We start from the raw sequence: 20,760 nt of genomic DNA, 5'->3' as shown, positions 1-20,760 counted from the left end.
TCACCACGCGACAGGCAGGGCCTAACCTGCTCCGGTGACGATCGAGTTGGCCCTGCTGTCGACGGTCTCCCACCGGGGGCAGGAGATCAGCGCCCCACGGCTGCGCGGACTGCTCGCCCTGCTGGCCGGTGAGCCGCGGACGGGCTGCGGTACGGCGCGCCTGATCGACGGGCTGTGGCCGGACGGGCAACCCGGGAATCCCACCAAGGCGTTGCAGGTGCTGGTCTCCCGGGCCCGCTCGCTGCTCGGCCCCGACACCATCGCCAGCACCCCCACCGGCTACCGGCTCACCCTCGCCGAGGAGCGGATCGACGCCTCCTGCGTACTGCTGCACGCCGCCGCGAGCGCGGAGAAGGCACGTGCCGGGGACCACGCCGGTGCCCTCGCCGAGGCCGAGGCCGGACTCGCCCTCTGGAACGGCGACGGTGGCGGCCATGGCGCTCCCGGCGCTCCCTCCGCTCCCGGCACTTCCGGCAGCACTCCCGGCAGCACTCCCGGCCACGAGAACGGCGTCCCCGCGGACCCGGTCGCCGCGCTGCGCGCCGAGCGGGCGACGACGTACCGGGCGCTGCTGCGCGCCCGCGCACTGGGGCTCGCGCGCACCGGCGCCCGTGAGGCGGCGGCCGCACCGCTCGCCGCGCTGGTCCGCGAACGCCCTCGGGACGAGGAGCTGTTGCTCGAACTGGTGCGGTGCGAGGCGGCCACCGCGGGCACCGCCACCGCCCTTGCCACGTACGACGGCTACCGCCGCGCCCTGCGCGAGGAACTCGGCACCGATCCCGGCCCCGCCCTGCGCGCCCTGCACCAGGAACTGCTGTGCGCCGAGGCGCCCGTGGTGCGGCGCGGGGTGCCGCACGAGCCCAATCCGCTGCTCGGCCGGGACGCCGATGTCGCCGCCGTGGCGGCGCTGCTGCGCAGTGCGCGGGTCACCTCGGTCGTGGGCCCCGGCGGGCTCGGCAAGACCCGGCTCGCGGGCGCGGTCAGCCGGGACGCCGACCAGCGGGTGGTGCACCTCGTCGCGCTCGCCGGTGTCACCGGCGACGAGGACGTGGCCGGGGAGGTCGCGTCCGCGCTCGGCGTGGGGGAGACCCGCCGACCGCCGGGCGGCGGCTCCGGTTCCGCCCCGCCGACCGACGTCCTCACCGGCATCGTCGCGGCCCTCGGACCCGGCCCCGCCCTGCTCGTCCTGGACAACTGCGAACACGTCGTCCGCGGGGTCGCCGAACTGGTCCGCGCGCTGGTGTCCATGACCCGCGAGCTGAGGGTGCTCACCACCAGCCGGGCGCCGCTGGGCCTCACCTCCGAATCGGTTTATCCGCTGCCGGAGCTGGACCTCGCGACCACGGTGGAGCTGTTCGAGCAGCGCGCCCGTGCGGCCCGCCCCGGCGTCGAACTCCCCGCCGACCGGGTCGCCGCGCTCTGCCGCCACCTGGACGGGCTGCCCCTGGCGACCGAACTGGCCGCGGCCCGGGTGCGGGTGATGTCGGTGGCCGAGATGGCCGACCGCCTGGAGGACCGGTTCGCGCTGCTGCGGGGTGGGGCGCGCGACGCACCCCAGCGCCATCGCACCCTGCACGCCGTCGTCGACTGGAGTTGGAACCTCCTCGAACCGGCGGGCCGCGCCGCCCTGCGCGCCCTCTCGGTCTTCCCCGGCGGCTTCACGGCGGATGCCGCCGAACACCTCCTGGGCGGACACGAGCTGTTCGCCGACCCCTTCGGGGAGGTGGAGGTGCTGGGCGTACTGACGGACTTGGTGGACCAGTCGCTGCTCAAGGTGGCCGACACCGCGTCCGGCACCCGCTTCCGGATGCTGGAGACCGTACGGGAGTTCAGCGCCGTCCACCGGGAGCGGGCCGGGGAGACCCCCTGGGTGACGGACCGGTTCCTCGCCTGGGCCCGCCACTTCGGCATCACCCACCACGACGCGCCCTTCGGCCCCGACGCCTTCGCCTCCTGGCGGCTGATCGGCGCCGAACAGGACAACCTGGTACGGGCACTGCGGCTCGGCCTGGCCCGTGAGGACGCCCCCACGGTCGCGGCCACGGCCGCCGCGCTGTGCGCCCTGTGGACCACCGAGGCCAACTACGTCCGGATGATCGCCCTGGCCCGGGACACCGGTCGGCTGCTGTCCCACTACCGTCCGGAGCCCGCGTACACCGAGGTGACCCGCACGGTCGCCGCCCTGGTCACCGCCAACGCCTTCCTCGGCGTTCCCACCGGCCCGCTGCGCTTCCTCGCCACGCTGCGCCGACTGCCGGACGCCCCGCCGGACTCCCTGGTCAGGGCGGTCGCGACGGTCCTGCGCGCGGTGCCCGCGGTACTCGGCCCCGACCACACCGTGCTGGACGCGCTGTGCGCGAGCGAGTCGCCGCTGCTCGCGTCCGTCGCCGAGGGCGTGGCCGGATATGTGTGGGAGAGCGAGCACGAACCGGAACGGGCGATGGCCGCCGTCCGCCGGATGCTCGACGCTCTTCAGGGCCGCGGGGTCCCCTGGCTGCGGATCCTCGCCCTGTCCCGGCTCGGCGAACTCTGCCTTGCGAGCGAACGCGGCGAGGAGGCGGCGCACCATCTGACCGAGGCGATGCGGCTGCTCGACGCGTTCGGTGACTGGACCGACATGATGGGGCTGCGCTGGGGCCTGGTGCTGGCCAACCTCCGGACGGGTTCGGTGGACACCGCCGAGTACTGGCTCGAGCAGGCCGCGCTCAACCGGCCGGAGGACGCGTTGGAGCTGCTGACCCCCGAGCTCGGGGCGCGTGCGGAGATCGCGCTCGCGCGGGGCGAGACGGAGAAGGGGCTCGGCCTGTGGCGCGAAGCGGTGGTGCGGGCGTCGGCGGCGAGCGGGCCCGGGGACACACCCGATGCCGCACGGGACGTCGACCCGCTCGGGGAACCCTGGACGCTGGAGGTCCAGGCGGTGGCGGTCGCCGCGCACGCCCAGCACGGCGGCCTCGACGCGGTCGCCGATCTCGTCGCAGCGCTTCCGGCCCGGCTGACGGCGCTGCTGTCCCGTCCCGTGGTCACCGCCCAGCGCACCTTGGTGGACTTCCCCATCTGCGGAACGCTGCTGCTCGCGCTCGGCACGGCCGATCTGGCCCGCGCGGACGGGGCCGCCGACGCGGCGGCGGCGCGGGGGATCGGCGTACGGCTGATCGCCCTGGCCGAGCGGTTCCGCTGTCTGCGCAGCTTCCAGCCCACGATGTCCTCCGCCCGCGCGCGGAGCGCGGCCGGGAACGCCGACGGGGCGGCGTACGACGAGGCGGTGTCGGCGTACGCCGCCCTGGGGCGGGAAGAGCTGAGCGGGGCCGCGCTGGCGCTGCTGGGGGAACGGATGGCGGTGGACTGAGGGCCCTCGGCCCGGAGCCGTTCAGAGCCGGACCGGCAGCCGCAGCAGATGGAAGCCGTCCGCGGGCCAGTGCCCGAACTCCAGCTCGTCACGGCCCACGGCGAGCTCCGGCTGCGGCCGCGCGATGAGCAGCCGTTCGAAGACCACGCCGGTCACCAGGCGGCCGAGCGCGGCGCCCAGGCAGTAGTGGGCGCCGTACCCGAAGGCCAGATGGCCATCGCCGCGGCCCATCTCCCGCCCGATGTCGAGCCGTTCCGGGGCGTCCCCGTACTCCGCCGGGTCGTGATCGGCGGCGAGCAGCGCGACCGTCACCGTCTCGCCCTTGGTGATCGGTGTCCCGGCGAACGCGAAGTCCTCGGTGGCGTACATCGAGGCGCCGATCCGTACGAGGGTGACGTAGCGGAGCAGTTCGGGCACGGCGCGGTCGAGCAGCTCCGGCTCGGCGCGCAGCCGGGCCAGCTGGTCCGGATGGTCGAGCAGGGTGAGCACGGCGTGGGCGAGGAAGAGCGCGGGCGGGGTGATCCCGGTGTTGATGAGCAGGAAGACGATCGCGATGATCTCGTCCTCGGTGAGCGGGCCACTGCTCTCGCGGGCGGTGCGCAGCAGTGCGGAGACCAGGTCGTCGGTGGGGGTCTCGCGGCGCCGGGCGATCAGCTCCTTGAGGTGGCCCACGATGCCGCCGAGGGCGTCGCCCACCCGGCTTCCGTCGCCGTACGCGAAGTCACGGATCCATCCGCACATCCGGTCCCGGTCCGCCGCGTCGAAACCGACGAGTTCGCAGATGACGGCGGTGGTCAGCGGATAGGCGAACTCCCCCAGCAGATCGGCCTCGTCCTTCGTCGCCAGCGCACCGATCAGCGCGTCCGCCGCCCGCTCGGTGAACTCCCGCAAGCCCGCGATGCGCCGGGCGGTGAAGGCCCGGGTCAGAGGCGCCCGGCGGCGTGCGTGCTCCTCGCCGTCGAACAGCGCCAGATGGCCGGAGAGGTACTTCACGTACTCGGGCGGGAGACCGGCGGACGCGGCATCCATCAGTTCGGCCTGCGGATCCGAACCCCCGGCCCCGCCGGGCACCTTGGAACGGTCCCGGATCAGCCGGGGCTCGGTGAGGGCGGCCTTGACGTCGGCGTAGCGGGTGACGAGCCGCACGGGGGTGGTGAGCCCCGGGAGGACCACGCGGGGGAGTTCGGGGCGGGAGCGGAGGGCGGTGTATCCGCGGACGGGGTCCTGGAGGAGTTCGGGGGTGAGGTGAACGGTGCGGTCGGACATGACGGCCTTTCACGTCGAAGGTGGCTGGTGGCTGATCGCTGGGGTGGGCCCTTTGACGACGGGCTCTAGCCGGGGTCACGACCGAACTGTCGCTTGGACCAGACGTAGCCGAGCAGGGCGATGGCGAGGCACCAGCCCACGGCGAGCCATCCGTTGGTGCCGATCTCCGTACCGGTGAGCAGTCCGCGCAGCGTCTCGATGACGGTGGTGTACGGCTGGTACTCGGCGAACCAGCGGATCCAGCCGGGCATGGCGTCCACGGGGACGAAGGCGCTGCTGACAAAGGGCAGCAGCAGCGACACGGGCAGTACGGCATTGCTCGCCGCCTCGGCCGTCGGGCTCGCCAGACCGAGGCCGACCGCCAGCCAGGTGACCGCGAGGCTCAGCAGCACCAGCAGCCCGGCCGCGGCCAGCCACTCCACCGCCCCGGCGCCGGAACGGAACCCGATCGCGAGGGCGACCCCGGTCACCAGCACCAGGCTGACCACCGTCTGGATCACACTGCCGATCACATGGCCGACCAGGACCGAGGCCCGGGAGATGGCCATGGTGCGGAAGCGGGCGACGATGCCCTCGGCCATGTCGGTGCAGACCGCGACAGCGGTGGGCATCGCCCCGGATCCCACGGTCATCAGCAGGATGCCGGGGACGACGTAGGCGATGTAGTCGGCGCGGCTCCCGCCACCGCCACCGCTGCCACCGAGTCCGGCGCTGAGCGCGCTGCCGAAGACGTAGACGAAGAGGAGCAGCATGATCACCGGCATTCCGGCGACGCCGAGGGTCATGGACGGGTAGCGCCGGGCGTGCAGCAGATTGCGCCGCAGCATGGTGAGGGAGTCACGGACCGCGAAGGACCGCAGATGCGCGGGGGAGTTCGTGGTGGAGTTCATCGGGCTTGCACCTTTTCGTTGCCGGGGCGGCCGGTGACGGCGAAGAAGACGTCATCGAGGTCGGGGGTGTGCACGGTGAGCGCGTCGGGGGTGACGGCCGCGCGGTCGAGACGGTCGAGCAGGGCGCGCAGCGCCGCGACGCTGCCGTCGCCCGGCACCTGGAGGGAGAGGTCCTCCTGCTGCGGGATCCCGCCGCCGAGCGCCCTGGCGGCCGCCGCGAGGGACTCGGCGTCGCGGAACCGCAACCGCACATGTCCACCGGGCACCAGCCGCTTGAGCTCGGCGGGAGTGCCCTCGGCCACCAGCTTCCCCTGGCTGAGGACGGCGATCCGGTCGGCGAGCTGATCGGCCTCCTCCAGGTACTGCGTGGTGAGAAAGACGGTGACACCGCCGGCCACCAAGTCCCGGATGATCTCCCACATGTTGTGCCGGCTGCGCGGGTCGAGTCCGGTCGTCGGCTCATCGAGGAAGATCACGCTCGGGTTCCCGACCAGCGTCATCGCGATGTCCAGACGCCGCCGCATGCCCCCGGAGTAGGTGGACGCGGGCTTCCTGGCCGCCTCCACCAGATCGAACCGCTCCAGCAGCTCCCCGGTGATCCGCCGCCCCTCCCGGCGCCCCAGATGGTGCAGATCCGCCATCAGCGCCATGTTCTCCTCGCCGGTGATCATGCTGTCCACCGCCGAGAACTGCCCGGTCACCCCGATCGCCGCGCGCACGGCGTGGGCCTCCGCCGCCACATCGTGCCCGGCGACGCTCGCCTGCCCGCTGTCGGCGCTGATGAGGGTGGAGAGGATCTGGACCGTGGTGGTCTTCCCGGCTCCGTTCGGCCCGAGCAGCGAGAAGATCGTCCCCCGCGGCACCCGCAGATCGATCCCGTCGAGGACCACCTTGTCGCCGTAGGCCTTCCGCAGGCCGCCGACCGCGATGGCGGCGTCGGCCCTGTTCGGTCGCTGTGCTGTCGTCATGCGGCAGAGCCTGCGGGAGCTCGCCTTCAGCGCGGTTTCACACCGGTTTCAGGACCCGGCCCCCGGGTTTCACCCCCGGACACCCGCCCCTGGCCGCGCACCCGCCTGTGCCCGCGCACCCTCCAACTCCCCCCGCGCCGCCTCCATGAAGGCGTGCCGCCGCTCCCGCTTCCCCGTCGGCTGCCCGTCCGGCGGGCTGTTGCGGATGAGCGTGTGCAGCACGGTGGTGAACTCATGTGCCGCCTGCGCCACTTCCCAGGAACACACCAGCTCCACGGCCTTCTGCGCCAGCCACAGATCGTGCAGCTTCTCGTCCTCGGGGTCATCGGGGGACGGCAGCCCGAGCTTTCTGCGGTCGAGTATCAACTCCACCCGCTGCGCGGCGGTCAGGAACGCGAGGATGGCGTCCTTGCGTTCGGCCCGCTCGATGTCGGCGCGCTGCCGGTGTTCCCGCTGCACCTCGACCCGCGTGGTCAGATGCTGCCCGATGAGGGTGCCCGCGGTCCCCAGGAAGACGCCGAGCAGGGCGAGAACCGTGCCTCCAGTGATCCCATCCACGCCCGACAGACTGTCACTTGATGATCTCCGTGGGGACCGCGGGCATGTCAACGAGACGATACGTCTTGCGGGTCTGGGGAGAGCGTGACCCTGTGACTGTGTGAGACAACCCCGTACCAGCATGTACCAGCACATACAACCTGTATCAGGACAGGGTGGACCCTGCTGCTCCGACGGGGCAGGCTGGATCCATGGGGTCGCTCGTCCGTTCACCACCGGCACCGGGGGCGGACGATCACGGCCGGTTCGTGATCACGCTCGAGCAGTGTGTGCCCTTCGTGATCGCGCTGCTCGTGCTGGCCATCGAGCTCACCCCCGCCCACTTCCTGTACACCGGCCCGTTCCTCACCGCGACCCCGGCGCTGGCCGCGTTGACGATGGGTCCCAGGGGCACGATGGCGTCCGCGGCCGTCGCCCTGACCGTCAGCGTGATCACCGCCACCTATAACGACGCATGGGGCAGTAACCAGGTCTACAGCAATCTTGCGGGGCTTCTGCTGGTGTCCGCGGCCAGTATCACCACGAGTAATGCCGTGCGTACGCGCAGACAGAGTGAACTCGACCAGATCCGCCGCATCTCCTCGGCGGCCCAAGAGGTCATCCTGCGCCCCGTACCCGCCAGGCTGGGCCCCTTGCGGGCGGCCAGCACCTATCTCGCGGCCGAGACGGGCGCCCGGATCGGCGGTGATCTCTACGAGGCCGTGCACACCCGGTACGGGGTCCGGCTGATCGTGGGAGACGTACGGGGCAAGGGCCTCCACGCCGTCCGCGCGGCCGCCGCCGTGCTCAGCGCGTTCCGCGAAGCCGTGCACTACGAGGACGACCTGGTGGAAGTGGTCGACCACTGCGCGGCCGCCCTACGGCGGGAGGGCGCCGTGACGGGCGCGGCCGACGAGGACGACCAGGCGGAGGAGTTTGTCACCGTCCTGGTCGCCCAGGTCCCGGACACCCCCGTGGTCCAGCTGGTCAACCGAGGCCATCCACCCCCACTGGTCCTGAGCCACGGCAAGGTCCACCCCCTGCTCCCCACCTCGCCCCTGCCGCCCCTCGGCCTGGAGGGCTTCTTCTCCGGCCCTCCCGCCAAGGCCGAGACCTATCCCTTCGCCCCCGGCGACCGTCTCCTGCTGTACACCGACGGCGTGATCGAAGCCCGCAACCGCGACCATGGCTTCTTCCCCCTGCCCGAAGCGATGGCGGCGGTGCACTCGTGCACCCCGCCGGAGTTCCTGCACGACCTGCACGGTCGATTGATGCATCACACGGAGGGCTGGCTGGCGGACGATGTGGCGATGGTCGTGATCGACCGCGTCGACACATAGGCCGCCCCGCGCTTCGATCACACGTTTGATTCTGTAGGTATCGACGTGCGCCCGTGCCGTTGGCGGCTGATCCTGGACACAGGGGCCTGCCGGGCAGCGCCCGGAGCTGCGGACCGAACGGAAGGTGAACGTCACCATGAAGACACCCCCGATCGTTTCGCCGCAGGAGTGGGAGGCGGCGCGCGAGCAGCTGCTTGTGGAAGAGAAGCAGTTGACCCGCGCCCGTGACGCACTGGCCGCCAAGCGTCGGCGGATGCCATGGGTGGCGGTGGACAAGGACTATGAGTTCGACGGCCCCGAGGGCAAGGCGAGTCTGCTCGATCTGTTCCAGGGGCGTCGTCAGCTGATCGTCTACCGCGCCTTCTTCGAGCCCGGCGTATTCGGCTGGCCCGACCACGCTTGCCGCGGTTGCTCCATGGTGGCCGACCACGTGGGCGACCTCGCTCATCTGCATGCCCGCGACACCACACTCGTCTTCGCCTCGCGCGCGCCGCAGCCGGAGATCGAGCGGCTGAAAGCGCGCATGGGCTGGACGGTGCCCTGGTACACGATCACCGACGATTTCGACACCGACTTCGATGTGAACGAGTGGCACGGCACCAACGCGTTCATCCGCGATGGCGACGGCGTCTTCCGCACCTACTTCATCAACGCCCGCGGCGACGAGGCGTTGGGCAGCACCTGGAGCTACCTCGACATGACCGCGCTCGGGCGGCAGGAGACATGGGAGAACTCCCCCGAGGGCTATCCCCAAACCCCGCCGTACGAATGGTGGAACTGGCACGACGCATACGGCGAAACCGAGACGGCGCCGGAGTGGCTGGCCCAGACCCGCCGCGGCCCCCGAGGCCGGGCTGACTGAGCTTGCTCACGTACAGAACAGGAAGAGCGCAACCCAGCGAGTGGGCTCCGCCCTTCTCCATCGTCTTGCTCACTTGCGGACTTTGATGTCGTCGGAAGGCGGGGACTGTCGCACGGCCGACGGGGTGGTGCGTTTGGTGGGGTTGGTGCATCCAGGGACGCTGCCCTCGGGTGCGCAGTTGTCCGGGGTGTTGCGGATGACCCTGGTGTCAGTGAGCGTGACCTCTCCGCCGCCCTCATTGAGGATGCCACCACCGGTGGAACTCGCCGTGTTACGCGTGACCAGGCTTCGGTCCAGTGTGGCGGGACCGATGTTGTTGGAAAGGCCCCCGCCTGACTCAGCCGTGTTCTCCCTGACAGTGGTCGATGTCAGGTGCAGGGTGGAGCCATTGGTGTTGCGGATGCCGCCACCCAGAAGGGCGGAGGTGTTGCCCTTGACCGATGTGTACTCCAGAGACGCGGTGCCCAGGATGTTCTCCAAGCCGCCACCATTGTCGCTGGCCGCCTCGTTCTTGAGCAGGGACCCGCGCTTCATCGTCAGCGTGCCGTTGCCGTCGTTGAGGATTCCGCCGCCGAAGCGGGATGCGGTGTTCTGCACGACGATGCTGCGGTCGAGGTTGATCTCTCCAGCGAAGTTGGAGAGGCCACCACCCGTATCAGCGTGATTGCCCTTGATGACCGTGTGGTTGAGGTTCAGCGTGCCCTCCCGGACCGCGATGCCGCCACCGGTGTCGCTGTCAAGGCTGCCGCCGCTGACCGTGAGCGACTTCAGGGTGAGGGTGCCACTGGGCAGGACGCGCAAGATGCGGAAGCTCTCCGTCGAGTCCGGGTCACGTCGAATGGTGGTGTCACGGCCGGAGATGGTCACATCCCCAGTGATCTCCGGAAGCCCATTGTCCGTGTTGTCGGGCGCGGTCAGCGTGTAGGTGCAGTGGGGCGCGAGGACGATGCGACCACCGCTGGTGTTGGCCTCGTTGATCGCGTCTATCAGGCCGGTGATGTCGTTGCACGGCACCCGAGTCCCCCCGCCGGTCCCCCCGGCTGCACTGGCCGATCCGGCTGGCAGGACCGCAAGGGACAGTCCCATACCGACCGCGGCTATCACGCCGCCGGATCGCAGAATGATCCTCATCGCTACGCCTTTCTCAGCGGTGGAGTGAAGTGGCACATCAACCGGCACCGAGTGGCCATGCTGGTCAGCCGGGATGACGAGATAACGCTTCATTTCTAACGGCAGGTGATCGCACCCTCACCTGCTGTACCGCCAAACGGCTCCTCCTGGGCTTCGCGGCCCGGCTCGGCACGTTTGTCCCGTCCCTCCGCCCCACCGCCGCCAGTGGCGGCTTTCAGCGCGTAGCGGCCGCTGGCGGCCAGCACCTGCCACGCCTTCGATCCGCGCTGGTCGGGCACCTGTCGCACGTCAAGGACGTGCTCGCCGACACCGGCCAGGTGCGCGGCCAAGGCCCTGAGCGGGGCCGGATGTGTGTCTGTCGCAGGCCGGTCCGGCCGTACGCGAACTGGTCGCCGACATGGCCGCCCGCGATCGTCGTAGAAACTCCGCCCGAGCTGCACCCCTGCCGCAGACGACTCGCTGACGGGTTGTCAGAGGGGGCCGACGGGGCGGTCGTAGGGCTGGCATAAGGTTGGTCGCGCTGATTGGCCGCGAGCGGGGGAGTCGCCATCCATGGAGTCGCTGCGCCCAGACGATCCACAGCGGATCGGTCCGTACGAGGTCGTGGCCCGCTTCGACTGTGAGGACAGGGGCCGGGAGCGGGCCCCGGAGCGGCGGTTCGTGGGGCGGCTGCCGGGTGGGGGCCGTACAGTCGTGATAGGCATGCCGCGGCCCGGTGCGGACGCCGAGAGGTTCGTGGCGGAGGCGGAGGCGGAGGCGGAGGCCGCGCGGCGCGGGTCGGCCGGGGCGTGGATCGCGCCGGTGTCCAACACCGGGGGCGCGGGCGGGGACGTTTGGTACGCCTACCCGTATCTGCCCGCGGTGCCGCTTCCGGGGGCCCTCGCCGCGTACGGGGGGCCGTTGCCGGAGCGTACGGTGCGGGCGCTGGGTGCCGCGTTGGCCGAGGCTCTGGCGGGGATGCACGCGCAGGGGACGACCCACGGTGGCGTCTCGCCCGCCGCGGTGCTGCTCGCCGCGGACGGGCCGCGGCTGACGTGTGCCGGGGCGCACCGGTCGGGCCCGCCCGGGTTCGCTTCGGGGCTGCCGCCCGAGGCGGCCGGGGGCGGGGAGAGCGGACCCCCCGGTGACATTCACGGGCTGGGTTCGGTGCTCGCGTACGCCGCGACCGGACACGCCGTGCCCGAGCGGCGTGAGCTGCCGGAGGGGCTGCGCAACACGGTCGCCCGCTGCCTGGCCCGGGATCCGGGGATCCGGCCGCAGGCCGGGCCGCTGCTGCTGGAGTTGACGCGTACGGACGAGGCGCCGGACGGAGGCGCGGCCGTCGGGATGCTCGGGCCGGGCTGGCTGCCCAGGAGGGTCGTCGGGGTACTCATCCGGCATTCCGCCGAGCTGCTGGCCACGGAGACGCGGGCGCCGGACCCGCACGCGCCCGGACCGGCGTACTCGCCGACCTCGCTCGGAGAGCGCTGACGATGGCCCACCCCCTGACCCACGACGACCCCGCGCAGCTCGGCGCGTACCGGCTGGTGGCCCGGCTCGGCGGCGGCGGTATGGGCAACGTCTATCTGGCCCGTTCGGCGGCCGGACGCACCGTCGCGGTCAAGACGATGCACGAACGGCTCGCCGGCGAGGCCGAGTTCCGCACCCGCTTTCGGCTGGAGGTCGACGCCGCCCGCGTCATCGGCGGGCGGTACGGCGCGGCGGTGGTGGACGCCGATCCGTTCGCCGACATCCCCTGGCTGGCCACCGAGTACGTGCTCGGCCCGCCGCTGGACGAGGCGGTGGTGCTGTGCGGTCCGCTGCCGGAGCGTACGGTACGGGCGCTCGGCGCCGCCCTGTGTACCGCGCTCGGCCAGCTGCACGGCTCGGACGTGGTACACCGCGACCTCAAACCGTCCAACGTCCTCGTCACCGACCTTGGCCCGAAGCTGATCGACTTCGGTATCGCCCGCGCCATCGGCGATGAGCGGTTGACCCGCGTCGGTGCGACGGCGGGCACCCCCGCCTTCATGTCCCCGGAGCAGGCGGAGGGCAGGGAACACACGGCGGTGGGCGATGTGTTCGCGCTCGCCGGGGTGCTGGTCTTCGCGGCCACCGGGCACGGCCCCTTCGGCGGCGGTCAGGCCGCCGACTTGCTCTACCGGGTGCGCTATGCCGAGCCCGATCTGACCGGGGTGCCCACCGCGCTCGTGCCGGTGCTGACCCGTTGCCTCGACAAGGACCCCGCACGCCGCCCGGGCACCGCCGAGCTCGCGCGCGAGCTGAGCGGATCGGACGGTGAGCAGAACGAGCCCGCCGAGGAGTCGGAAGCGTTCCGGGAGGGGATGCCCGACACACTGCTCGCCGAGATCGCCCGGCGGGCCACTGAAGTGTGGCAGGTCCAGCCGGCGCGGCTGCCCGCGCCGCCTCCCGAGGCGGTGGAGCCGACCCCCACCCGCGGCGCCCGGATGTCGAGGCGGCGATTCCTGACCGTCGGCGGCGGTTCGGCCCTCGGCCTGGCCGCCGCGGGGGCCGGTGCCTGGGCGTGGTCCGCCCGTCGGCAGGACGACACCCGGCCCCACACCCGCCAAGTCCGTCCCGCCAACGTCCCGTCGCGTGCGGTGTGGTGGGCGAAGACCGATGACGTGGACGGGAACTTCGCCCCGCTGCCCGTCGGGGACCTGGTCCTGGTGAAGACCCGGAGCGCCCTGGTGGGGCTGGACGCCAGAACCGGCAAGGAACGCTGGACCCGGAAGTGGAAGAACGTGGACCGCGGCCTCGACTGGGGGGTCGTCTCGGACGGCGAGCGAGCCTACGCCGTGATACCGGAGGACCCGGACCCGAAGGGGCTGACAGTCCACTCCATCGACCTCGACGACGGCACACCGCGCCGGGTGGCCGGGCCGTTCCTGGACCTCGACGGGAGCCCGGGGGACTCCCCGGATCCACTGCTCGTCGCGGACGGTGTGATGTACCTGATCGCCATGAAGAAGGGGAAGTCCTACAAGCCCGGCGATACCAACTACGGCTGGAACACCGTGGCGGTCGACCTCGGCACGGGCAAGGAGCGGTGGCGTCAGCCGATCACAGGCGCCTACAACCCCAGTGCCGAAGACACGAACACCGTCGCCGATGTCGTCGGGCACCGTCTGCTGCTGACCCGGCGCATCAGAGACCTCCCCGACGAGGACGCGATCCGCGCCCGCAGCACCCGCACCGGGGAGTCGCTGTGGAACTGGAGCCTGCCCAGGCAGCGGGACGACAGCGAGTCGTACCTCCGTCCCGGCCAGCTCGTCGCGGACAACAAGCGGGTGTACTTCGGCTCCGCGCACCTCAAGGCGTTCCGGCTCTCCGATGGGGACAAGGCGTGGGAGTTCGGCGAGGGCCGGGACAAGGGGGCGATCGGGGCGGACGCCCGCCCGTACGGCAGGCCCGCGGTGCGGGACGGCGTGGTCTACGTCGCCGAGGGCACCCGCGGACTCGCCGCCGTGACGGCGGACACCGGAAAGCCGTTGTGGGAGGCGGACTTCGGTGATGCGGTGCCCAACCTCGACCTCACACCGGTCATCAGCCGACGGTACGCGTACGTCGCCGTCGACGGCAACGCGAAGATCGCGGCTGTCGATCTGCGCACTCATGAGGTGGCCTGGACCCTCCGCGTCCCCAGCACCTTCGACAGCACGTTCGTGGCCCATGAGCGGGCCAGGAGGCTGGTGTGGACGAGCGGAGTCTTCGTCTGTGCCATCCCCTTCGAGTGAGCCCGTCCACATGAGCCCGTCCGCCCGACCGCCGTCGCATGCGCCCCTTAGCGGGACTTCCCTCCCACGAGAGCTCATCCCCATGAGTCCGTTCCGGCGCCCTGCCGCCGGACGGCAGCCGCACCTCTGGCAGGAAGGCACCCACCCATGAACCCCCTCGGCACCGGTGACCCGCTCCGTCTAGGCCCCTATCGCCTCCTCGGCGTGCTCGGCGAGGGCGGGATGGGCAAGGTCTACCTCGGGCACGACGCCAACGGCCGGGCCGCCGCGGTCAAGGTGCTGCGGCCGGAGCTGGCGCACGACCAGAACATGTCCCAGCGCTTCGTCCGCGAGGCGCAGGCCGCGCAGGCGGTCACCTCCCCCGGTGTCGCACGCGTCCTGGGGGCGTGGACCGAGGGCGGCCGGCCGTGGATCGCGACAGAGTTCCTGGTGGGGCCGACACTGGACCAGGCCATCGAGCGACACGGGCCCTTCGACGACCTGGGCACCCGGGAGCTTGCCGGGGATCTCGCCCGGACCCTCCTGGACATCCACGCCGCGGGGCTGGTCCACCGCGACCTCAAGCCGTCCAACATCGTGCTGACGTCCGCGGGCCCCCGCATCATCGACTTCGGCATCGCCCGCCCCGAGCACGGCCTCACCCTCACCTCCACCGGCCAGGTCCCGGTCACGCCCGGTTACGGCGCCCCGGAGCAGGTGATGGGGCAGCGCGTCGGCCCGCCCGGCGACGTGTTCTCCCTCGGCGCGGTGCTGGTGTACGCGGTGAGCGGCGAGCCCGCGTACACCGGTACGCATGTGGCGGCGGTGCAGTACGCGGTGGTGCACGGCGAGCCGGTCCTGACGGAGGTGCCCGAGCCGATCCGCGGGCTCCTCGCGCCCTTGTTCGCCAAGGACCCCGCGCACCGCCCCCTCCCGCCGCGGATCGTGGCGGACTTCGCCCTTCCGCCCGGCACCAAGCCGGGGGCCAAGCGGGTCTGGCAGCTGGGAGCGCTGGCCGCCGAGATCAAGGAACGCGAGGCCGAGGCAAAACGGCAGACCATCCTCACCGAGGCGCGGGCCGCCACCGACCCGGCGTCGCCCTCCCGCCGCCGTCTGCTCACCGTGCTTGCGGCGGGCGGGACCGTGCTGGCGGCGGGCGGCGGGGGCGCCGCCTGGTGGCTGCTCTCCGGCGGCGATGGGACCGCGGAGGCCATCGCGGACGAGAAGGAGGCCGTGGTGGCGCGGAAGCCATGGGACGCCAAGCGGCTGACGGCGTCACGGTACAAGAAGGGCACGCCGCCGCCATCTCTGTGGGGTCCGCAGGGGGCGAGCCCCCTGAACCCCACGGTGCCGCTGGTGGTCCGCGACCGCGTCGTGGTGGCGGAGTTGGGCGGCCTGGTCGGCTACGACGTGACCGACGGCAGCCGCCGGTGGACCGCAGCCTGCCGGACGTACGCGCAGTGCGTGTCGCCCTCGGACGGCCTCGTCGTGACCGTCGGGGCCCCGCAGGTCGGCAATCTGGGCATGCTGCTCGCCCTGGACAGCGCGACCGGCAAGAAGAGGTGGACCGAGTCCGCCGACGCCGTCCACGTCATCGGCGCGGACGCGCGGAGCGTCTACTACACGGTTTCGGGAAACGGTCGGAACGGCGTCGGCGGACTCGGCGCCTTCGACATCGACTCCCGTACCACCCGCTGGACCGTCCCCGTGCCCGTGGAGTGTTCCAACATCACCCCGCCGACCGCGGTGGTGGCGAGTGGCCGACTGGTGGTCTGCGGTCAGGGCGGCAAGGTCGTCGTCCTCGACACCCGCACAGGGAAGGAGGTCTGGGAGCTGCCCCGGCAGGCGAAGTCGCAGTTCCCCCTGGTGCCTGCGGTCGCCGCGGGAGTCGTCTACCTGGGCGGAGAGACCCTGACGGCCCGTGAGCTCCGCGACGGGAAGGAGGTGTGGTCGCTGCCCGCCAAGAGCGAGCTCAGCAACAGTTCGGGAGGCTGGAGCGCCCCGGTGCTCGACGGTGACGCGCTCTACGCCACGGACGACGCGGAGCTCAGCCGCCGCGACCGCAGGGACGGCAAGACCGACTGGACGCACTCCCTGGGCGACTTCCGGACATCGCTCGAGCCGCCGGTGGTTCAAGGGGCGTCGGTCTGGGCCGAAGCCAACAGGCTGGAGGGGGTCGTGACGCTGCACAAGGACACGGGCGAGCGGGCCTGGCGGTACGGCCGCGGCGTCGGCGAATGGCGGATAGCGGGCGCGGGCAACCGTGTCTTCCTGGCGCACGCCGGAAACCTGACCGCCATGCCGGTGTTCTGACCCTGCCCCGGACCCCAGGCCCGCGCCGCCCGGTCGGATTCCGATGGGGGCCCTGCGCGCCGCTGTCGCCCAGGGTGGCGCGATGAGGTCCGGGGCCGGGGCGTCGCGGTGGACTCCGCCACTGTGCGTGTCCACCGCCGCAGCCGTGGTCCCGCAACAGTGGCCCCGGCCGAAAAGCCGCGCGACCGTACCGCTAGGACAAGACCGCCGCCGTCTTCCTGCGGGGCGCACGATGATCCGAAGGGAGACCCTGGTGGACGATTCGAGATGTTGCCCTGTTTGCCCGCATTTAGGGTGTGTGTCATGGGCCGAATACTGGGTCGCGCACACAAGATCGTCCCGTTACTGACGGTCGTCGTCTTCGTGCTACTGCACGTCTTCGCCTATCCAGCCACGCGCTTCGCCAACGACTCGTACCGCTACGCTCGCTCAACGTACGAGTTCTTGGGCGATCCCTACCGGAAAGCCCAGGACAAAGCGCTGCGGGCCTACTGCGCGGACACCGCGGCCATGCTTCAGCGGACCCGCATGCTGCATCAGATCCAGTTCCGGGCCCCGGTGCGCCGCGATGAGTTCCAGGACTGCCTGACTCAGTATGCGAATGGCCTCAACCCCAGCAATCCGCGGTACGAGGCGCTCTTTCACGCGCGTCCCGCCTATCCCCTGCTGGCCGCACCGTTCGTCTGGCTCTTGGGGGCCAAGGCGGGGCTGACTGCCGTCGCAGTGGGTTTCACGGCGCTCGGAGGGCTGTTGGTCCTGGTGCTCTTGCGCGCGCTGCGTGCACCGCCTCCGGTGGCATGGCTCGGTCAGTGCCTGTACTACGTCACGCCCATAGGGCTGTGGGGCAGTCGGCCCATGACCGAAGGTCCGGTGCTTGCCCTCATGGTGGCCATGCTGCTCGGTGCGGTGTGGTTGTGCCAGGGGCGGTGGGTGGCGGGGGCTCTGCTGTCCGTGGGGGCCTGCGCGCTGGGCTTCGCGGTCAAGTACTCGAGCTTCGTCCTGGTGGGGCCATGCCTGGTGGCGGCGAGTGCCATGGCGCTGATGTTCGTCCCACAGGCCCGGCACAAGGGCACGCGCTGCCTGCTCCTGGTCTCGCTCGTCGAGTCCCTGGTCGCCTTTGCGATGAGCAGGGTGCTCCGGCTGCCCGGGTTGGAGGCTTCGCTCCAGGACACCTTCTCCCTCCACTGGACGTATGCCGAAGTCGCCAATCCATGGCGGCTGTTGGTCCGGCTCGATGTCAACTACTGGTGGCAGTGGCTACAGACAGAGGCATTGGCTCCCTCTCTGCTCTTCCTCTTGGCGTTGGGCGTCTGGGGCGCGATGAGCCGCTCGGTGCCCATCGCGCTGTGCCTGATCGCCGTGGGCGGTACGGGCCTGCTGACGGCCGCGGCACACCCGCTGGCGATGGAGGGCGACAGGCTCTACGTGCAGGTGTGGTTGATCGTCGTCGTCGGGCTGCCCCTCCTGGTCGAGCGGCTGCGAAGCCACTGGCCCGGGGGCCGAGGTGAGGTGGGCGCTGCCGCGGCTGCCCAGGTGGCGGTGGCGGAGGACCAGGACGCGCCCCGCTCACCGTGACCGGAGAGAAGGCTGATCGGTGATGGCGGACCAGAGAGCCGAACGCATCGCGGAGTTCATCGGGCCGCTGCGGGTGAAACCGGGGTCGAAGGTGGACCTCGGCCGGGATTTCGATCCTCGCTACAAGGCCGGTCTGAAGAAGCGGGAGGGGGCCGAGCTGCTGCGGGCCGGGGTGTCTCTGCTGGCCGAGTACCAGCAGCGGCTGGCCGCGCAGTCGACCTACGGCGTACTGCTGTGTCTCCAGGCGCTCGACGCCGGGGGCAAGGACGGGACGATCCGCCACGTCATGAGCGGCGTCAACCCCCAGGGTGTGCGGGTCAGCAGTTTCAAGGTGCCCTCCGCCGAGGAACTCGACCACGACTACCTGTGGCGTTACGCCCACCGGCTGCCCGCGCGCGGAGAGATCGCGATCTTCAACCGCTCGCACTACGAGGAGGTTCTCGTCGTGCGGGTGCACCCCGAGAACCTGGTCCGGCAACAGCTGCCGGACCATGCGCGCGGGCCAGGGGTATGGGACCGGCGCTACCAGGAGATCAACAACTGGGAGCGCTACCTCACGGACAACGGGTTCAAGGTGGTGAAGATCTTCCTGAACCTGTCCAAGGAGGAGCAGCGCATCCGCTTCATGAAGCGGATCGACCTGCCGGAGAAGAACTGGAAGTTCTCCGCGGCCGACGTCCGGGAGCGGCGCTGGTGGGACGACTACCAGCGGGCGTTCTCCGAGATGCTGTCGGCCACGAGTACGAAGTGGGCGCCCTGGTACGTCGTGCCGGCGGACCGGAAGTGGTTCGCGCGGATCTGCGCGGCGGCGGTCCTTGGGCACACCCTGATGGACATCGATCCCCAGTACCCCGACGTGGGGGAGCAGGCGAAGAGTGATCTGCTCGACGCCAGGCGGGAGCTGGAGCGGGAGGCCCCCGCGGGGGCCCCGGCCGATCCGTATGCGTCCCGTCACCCGGCGACCGCCCGGGCCGCCGGAGGGAAAGACACGCCGGCCCGCCGGTCGAGGGGCGGCGGGTGAGCCGGCGCTTCTCCGTCCCCAGTGCGCCGGGTCTCACTGTCATCAAGGGATACCGGCGCGGCTGGCTGCGAGGCGACCTCGTCGCCGGGATCACCGTCGCGGCCTATCTCGTGCCGCAGGTCATGGCGTACGCGAGCGTCGCCGGTCTGCCACCGGTCGTGGGGCTGTGGGCGATCCTGCCCGCTATCGCTCTGTACGGCGTTCTCGGCTCGTCACGCCTGCTGTCGGTCGGTCCCGAGTCGACGATCGCCCTGATGACCGCCACGGTGGTGGCGCCGCTCGCCGCGGGCGATCCCGCGCGGTACGCCGTCCTGGCCTCGGCGCTCGCCGTCGCGGTCGGTCTGATGTGCCTGGTGGCGTGGGCCGCGCGGCTCGGCTTCGTGGCCGATCTGCTCTCGCGGCCCCTCCTGATCGGTTACCTCGCGGGCGTCGCACTGACCATGATCGTCGACCAGCTGACCAAGCTCACCGGTGTCCCGACGGAGGGCTCCGGCTTCTTCCGGCCTCTGCTGTCCTTCGTCCAGAACTTGGGGAAGGCGCATGGAGTGACGGTGATCTTCAGCGCTGTGACGCTGCTCTTTCTCTTTCTGACGGCCCGCCGTTTCCCCGCCGTCCCCGGTCCGCTGCTCGCCGTCGTGCTCGGTACGGCGGCGGTGGCGGCGTTCGACCTGGAGGACCGCGGCCTCCCGGTGATCGGGAAGATCCCGGTCGGCCTGCCCGGCCCGCAGCTCCCGGCCTGGGGCGACCTGCCCCAGCTGCTGCTGCCCGCGGTCGGTGTCCTGCTCGTCGGCTACACCGACGTCATCCTCACCGCGCGTGCCTTCGCCACCGACGGCAGCGGGCCGCGCCTGGACGCGAACCAGGAACTCCTCGCCCTGGGTGCCGCGAACCTGGGGGCCGGCACGCTCCAGGGATTCCCGGTGAGCAGCAGCGCCAGCCGGACCGCGCTCGTGAAGTCGGCCGACGGACACACCCAGGGGTATGCGCTCGTCTCCGGTGTGGCCGTCCTGGCCGTGCTCCTGTTCCTCAGCCCGCTGCTCGCCGGCACCCCCACGGCCGTCCTGGGCGCACTGGTCGTCTACGCCGCCGTACGGTTGGTCGACCTGTCGGGCTTCCGGCGGCTGGCCTCCTTCCGGCGCAGGGAACTCCTGCTGGCCCTCGGCTGCCTCATCGGGGTCCTCGCCCTGAACCTCCTCTACGGGGTGCTGGTGGCCGTGGTCCTGTCGGTGGTCGAGCTGCTGAGCAGGGTGGCGCGACCGCACGACGCCGTCCAGGGCCTGGTGCCCGGCCTGGCCGGCATGCACGACGTCGACGACTACCCGCAGGCGAGGATCGTCCCCGGGCTGCTGGTCTACCGCTACGACTCCCCGCTGTTCTTCGCCAACGCCGAGGACTTCCGACGCCGAGCGCTGGCCGCGGTGGCCGAGCAGAAGAGTCCCGTCAGGTGGTTCGTCCTCAACGCGGAGGCCAACGTGGAGGTGGACAGCACCGCGCTGGACGCCCTGGACGCACTGCGACGGGAACTGACCGGACGCGGCATCGAGTTCGCCATGGCACGCGTCAAACAGGACTTGCGCGACCAACTGGACGCGTACGGGCTCACCAGGTCCGTGGGAGAGGACCGCATCTTTCCCACCCTGCCCACGGCGGTGGCCGCGTACCGCACCTGGTGCGGGGAGAACGAGAACGGTGACAGCGGCGGGCACGAGGCCGACGGGGCCCCCGGCTAGGACACTTCGTTTGCCGCCGCGGCGCACAAGGCCGAGCGCGGCCATGCTGATGGCGGTGCGCAGCC

15 protein-coding genes are annotated in these 20,760 nt (G+C 71.4%); 9 read left to right on the top strand and 6 right to left on the bottom strand.

Annotated features, from left to right (window positions below; genetic code table 11):
- Positions 1–34: 34 nt before the first annotated feature.
- Positions 35–3,346, top strand: coding sequence for an ATP-binding protein (locus tag AC4BEG_RS16200; protein ID WP_490706575.1), 3,312 nt, complete (start codon positions 35–37; stop codon positions 3,344–3,346).
- 21 nt (positions 3,347–3,367) lie between these two features.
- On the opposite strand, the gene AC4BEG_RS16195 is transcribed toward AC4BEG_RS16200, so the two are convergent.
- The 4 genes from AC4BEG_RS16195 to AC4BEG_RS16180 form a co-directional block, all read right to left on the bottom strand.
- Complete coding sequence (locus tag AC4BEG_RS16195; RefSeq protein WP_490706574.1) at positions 3,368–4,612, bottom strand: cytochrome P450; 1,245 nt, start codon at positions 4,610–4,612, stop codon at positions 3,368–3,370.
- Positions 4,613–4,677: 65 nt separating this feature from the next.
- A complete protein-coding gene (locus AC4BEG_RS16190; protein ID WP_490706573.1) occupies positions 4,678–5,502 on the bottom strand; it encodes an ABC transporter permease in 825 nt (274 codons plus the stop codon).
- Positions 5,499–6,470, bottom strand: coding sequence for an ATP-binding cassette domain-containing protein (locus tag AC4BEG_RS16185; RefSeq protein ID WP_490706572.1), 972 nt, complete (start codon positions 6,468–6,470; stop codon positions 5,499–5,501). Before AC4BEG_RS16185 ends, AC4BEG_RS16190 begins: the two co-directional genes overlap by 4 nt.
- Positions 6,471–6,539: 69 nt before the next feature.
- Positions 6,540–7,028 carry a hypothetical protein gene (locus AC4BEG_RS16180; protein WP_490706571.1) on the bottom strand — a complete coding sequence of 163 codons (489 nt, stop codon included), beginning with the start codon at positions 7,026–7,028 and terminating at the stop codon, positions 6,540–6,542.
- 191 nt (positions 7,029–7,219) lie between these two features.
- Between AC4BEG_RS16180 and AC4BEG_RS16175 the strand changes: the two genes are divergently transcribed.
- Entirely contained in the window at positions 7,220–8,347 is a 1,128-nt protein-coding gene (locus tag AC4BEG_RS16175) for a PP2C family protein-serine/threonine phosphatase (protein ID WP_490706570.1), read from the top strand.
- Positions 8,348–8,483: 136 nt separating this feature from the next.
- Positions 8,484–9,209 carry a DUF899 domain-containing protein gene (locus AC4BEG_RS16170; protein WP_490706569.1) on the top strand — a complete coding sequence of 242 codons (726 nt, stop codon included), beginning with the start codon at positions 8,484–8,486 and terminating at the stop codon, positions 9,207–9,209.
- 69 nt (positions 9,210–9,278) lie between these two features.
- Here AC4BEG_RS16170 and AC4BEG_RS16165 read toward each other — a convergent pair whose 3' ends face one another.
- Both AC4BEG_RS16165 and AC4BEG_RS16160 read right to left on the bottom strand, forming a co-directional pair.
- The gene (locus AC4BEG_RS16165; RefSeq protein WP_490706568.1) at positions 9,279–10,433 is read right to left on the bottom strand and encodes a right-handed parallel beta-helix repeat-containing protein; all 1,155 of its coding nucleotides are present in this window, start codon (positions 10,431–10,433) and stop codon (positions 9,279–9,281) included.
- Between the two features lie 2 nt (positions 10,434–10,435).
- Positions 10,436–10,669 (bottom strand): hypothetical protein, encoded by a 234-nt coding sequence (locus AC4BEG_RS16160; RefSeq protein ID WP_490706567.1) that lies wholly within the window; start codon positions 10,667–10,669, stop codon positions 10,436–10,438.
- A 223-nt stretch (positions 10,670–10,892) separates the two neighbouring features.
- Between AC4BEG_RS16160 and AC4BEG_RS16155 the strand changes: the two genes are divergently transcribed.
- The 6 genes from AC4BEG_RS16155 to AC4BEG_RS16130 all read left to right on the top strand — a co-directional run bounded on the left by AC4BEG_RS16155 (position 10,893) and on the right by AC4BEG_RS16130 (position 20,695).
- Complete coding sequence (locus AC4BEG_RS16155; protein ID WP_490706566.1) at positions 10,893–11,810, top strand: serine/threonine-protein kinase; 918 nt, start codon at positions 10,893–10,895, stop codon at positions 11,808–11,810.
- A 2-nt stretch (positions 11,811–11,812) separates the two neighbouring features.
- Positions 11,813–14,077, top strand: a complete 2,265-nt coding sequence (locus tag AC4BEG_RS16150) for a protein kinase domain-containing protein (protein ID WP_490706565.1) — start codon at positions 11,813–11,815, stop codon at positions 14,075–14,077.
- A gap of 147 nt (positions 14,078–14,224) precedes the next feature.
- The gene (locus tag AC4BEG_RS16145) at positions 14,225–16,369 is read left to right on the top strand and encodes a serine/threonine-protein kinase (protein ID WP_490706564.1); all 2,145 of its coding nucleotides are present in this window, start codon (positions 14,225–14,227) and stop codon (positions 16,367–16,369) included.
- Positions 16,370–16,672: 303 nt separating this feature from the next.
- Positions 16,673–17,944 carry a hypothetical protein gene (locus AC4BEG_RS16140; protein WP_490706563.1) on the top strand — a complete coding sequence of 424 codons (1,272 nt, stop codon included), beginning with the start codon at positions 16,673–16,675 and terminating at the stop codon, positions 17,942–17,944.
- 22 nt (positions 17,945–17,966) lie between these two features.
- Entirely contained in the window at positions 17,967–18,965 is a 999-nt protein-coding gene (locus AC4BEG_RS16135; protein ID WP_490706562.1) for a polyphosphate kinase 2 family protein, read from the top strand.
- Entirely contained in the window at positions 18,962–20,695 is a 1,734-nt protein-coding gene (locus AC4BEG_RS16130; protein ID WP_490706561.1) for a SulP family inorganic anion transporter, read from the top strand. The genes AC4BEG_RS16135 and AC4BEG_RS16130 overlap by 4 nt, the downstream gene beginning before the upstream one ends.
- Positions 20,696–20,760 lie beyond the last annotated feature (65 nt).

It is taken from the genome of Streptomyces sp. JLBJ103, assembly GCF_058215575.1.
Note: the sequence above shows the minus strand (reverse complement) of the source record. Positions and strands in the feature narration are given on the sequence as shown.

Bases quoted from the DNA above. Each gene is read 5' to 3' on its own strand.
- AC4BEG_RS16145 (WP_490706564.1), top strand. From the start codon at position 14,225: ATGAACCCCCTCGGCACCGGTGACCCGCTCCGTCTAGGCCCCTATCGC.
- AC4BEG_RS16170 (WP_490706569.1), top strand. From the start codon at position 8,484: ATGAAGACACCCCCGATCGTTTCGCCGCAGGAGTGGGAGGCGGCGCGC.
- AC4BEG_RS16190 (WP_490706573.1), bottom strand. From the start codon at position 5,502: ATGAACTCCACCACGAACTCCCCCGCGCATCTGCGGTCCTTCGCGGTC.
- AC4BEG_RS16195 (WP_490706574.1), bottom strand. From the start codon at position 4,612: ATGTCCGACCGCACCGTTCACCTCACCCCCGAACTCCTCCAGGACCCC.
- AC4BEG_RS16140 (WP_490706563.1), top strand. From the start codon at position 16,673: ATGGGCCGAATACTGGGTCGCGCACACAAGATCGTCCCGTTACTGACG.
- AC4BEG_RS16150 (WP_490706565.1), top strand. From the start codon at position 11,813: ATGGCCCACCCCCTGACCCACGACGACCCCGCGCAGCTCGGCGCGTAC.
- AC4BEG_RS16165 (WP_490706568.1), bottom strand. From the start codon at position 10,433: ATGAAGCGTTATCTCGTCATCCCGGCTGACCAGCATGGCCACTCGGTG.
- AC4BEG_RS16135 (WP_490706562.1), top strand. From the start codon at position 17,967: ATGGCGGACCAGAGAGCCGAACGCATCGCGGAGTTCATCGGGCCGCTG.
- AC4BEG_RS16155 (WP_490706566.1), top strand. From the start codon at position 10,893: ATGGAGTCGCTGCGCCCAGACGATCCACAGCGGATCGGTCCGTACGAG.
- AC4BEG_RS16185 (WP_490706572.1), bottom strand. From the start codon at position 6,470: ATGACGACAGCACAGCGACCGAACAGGGCCGACGCCGCCATCGCGGTC.
- AC4BEG_RS16175 (WP_490706570.1), top strand. From the start codon at position 7,220: ATGGGGTCGCTCGTCCGTTCACCACCGGCACCGGGGGCGGACGATCAC.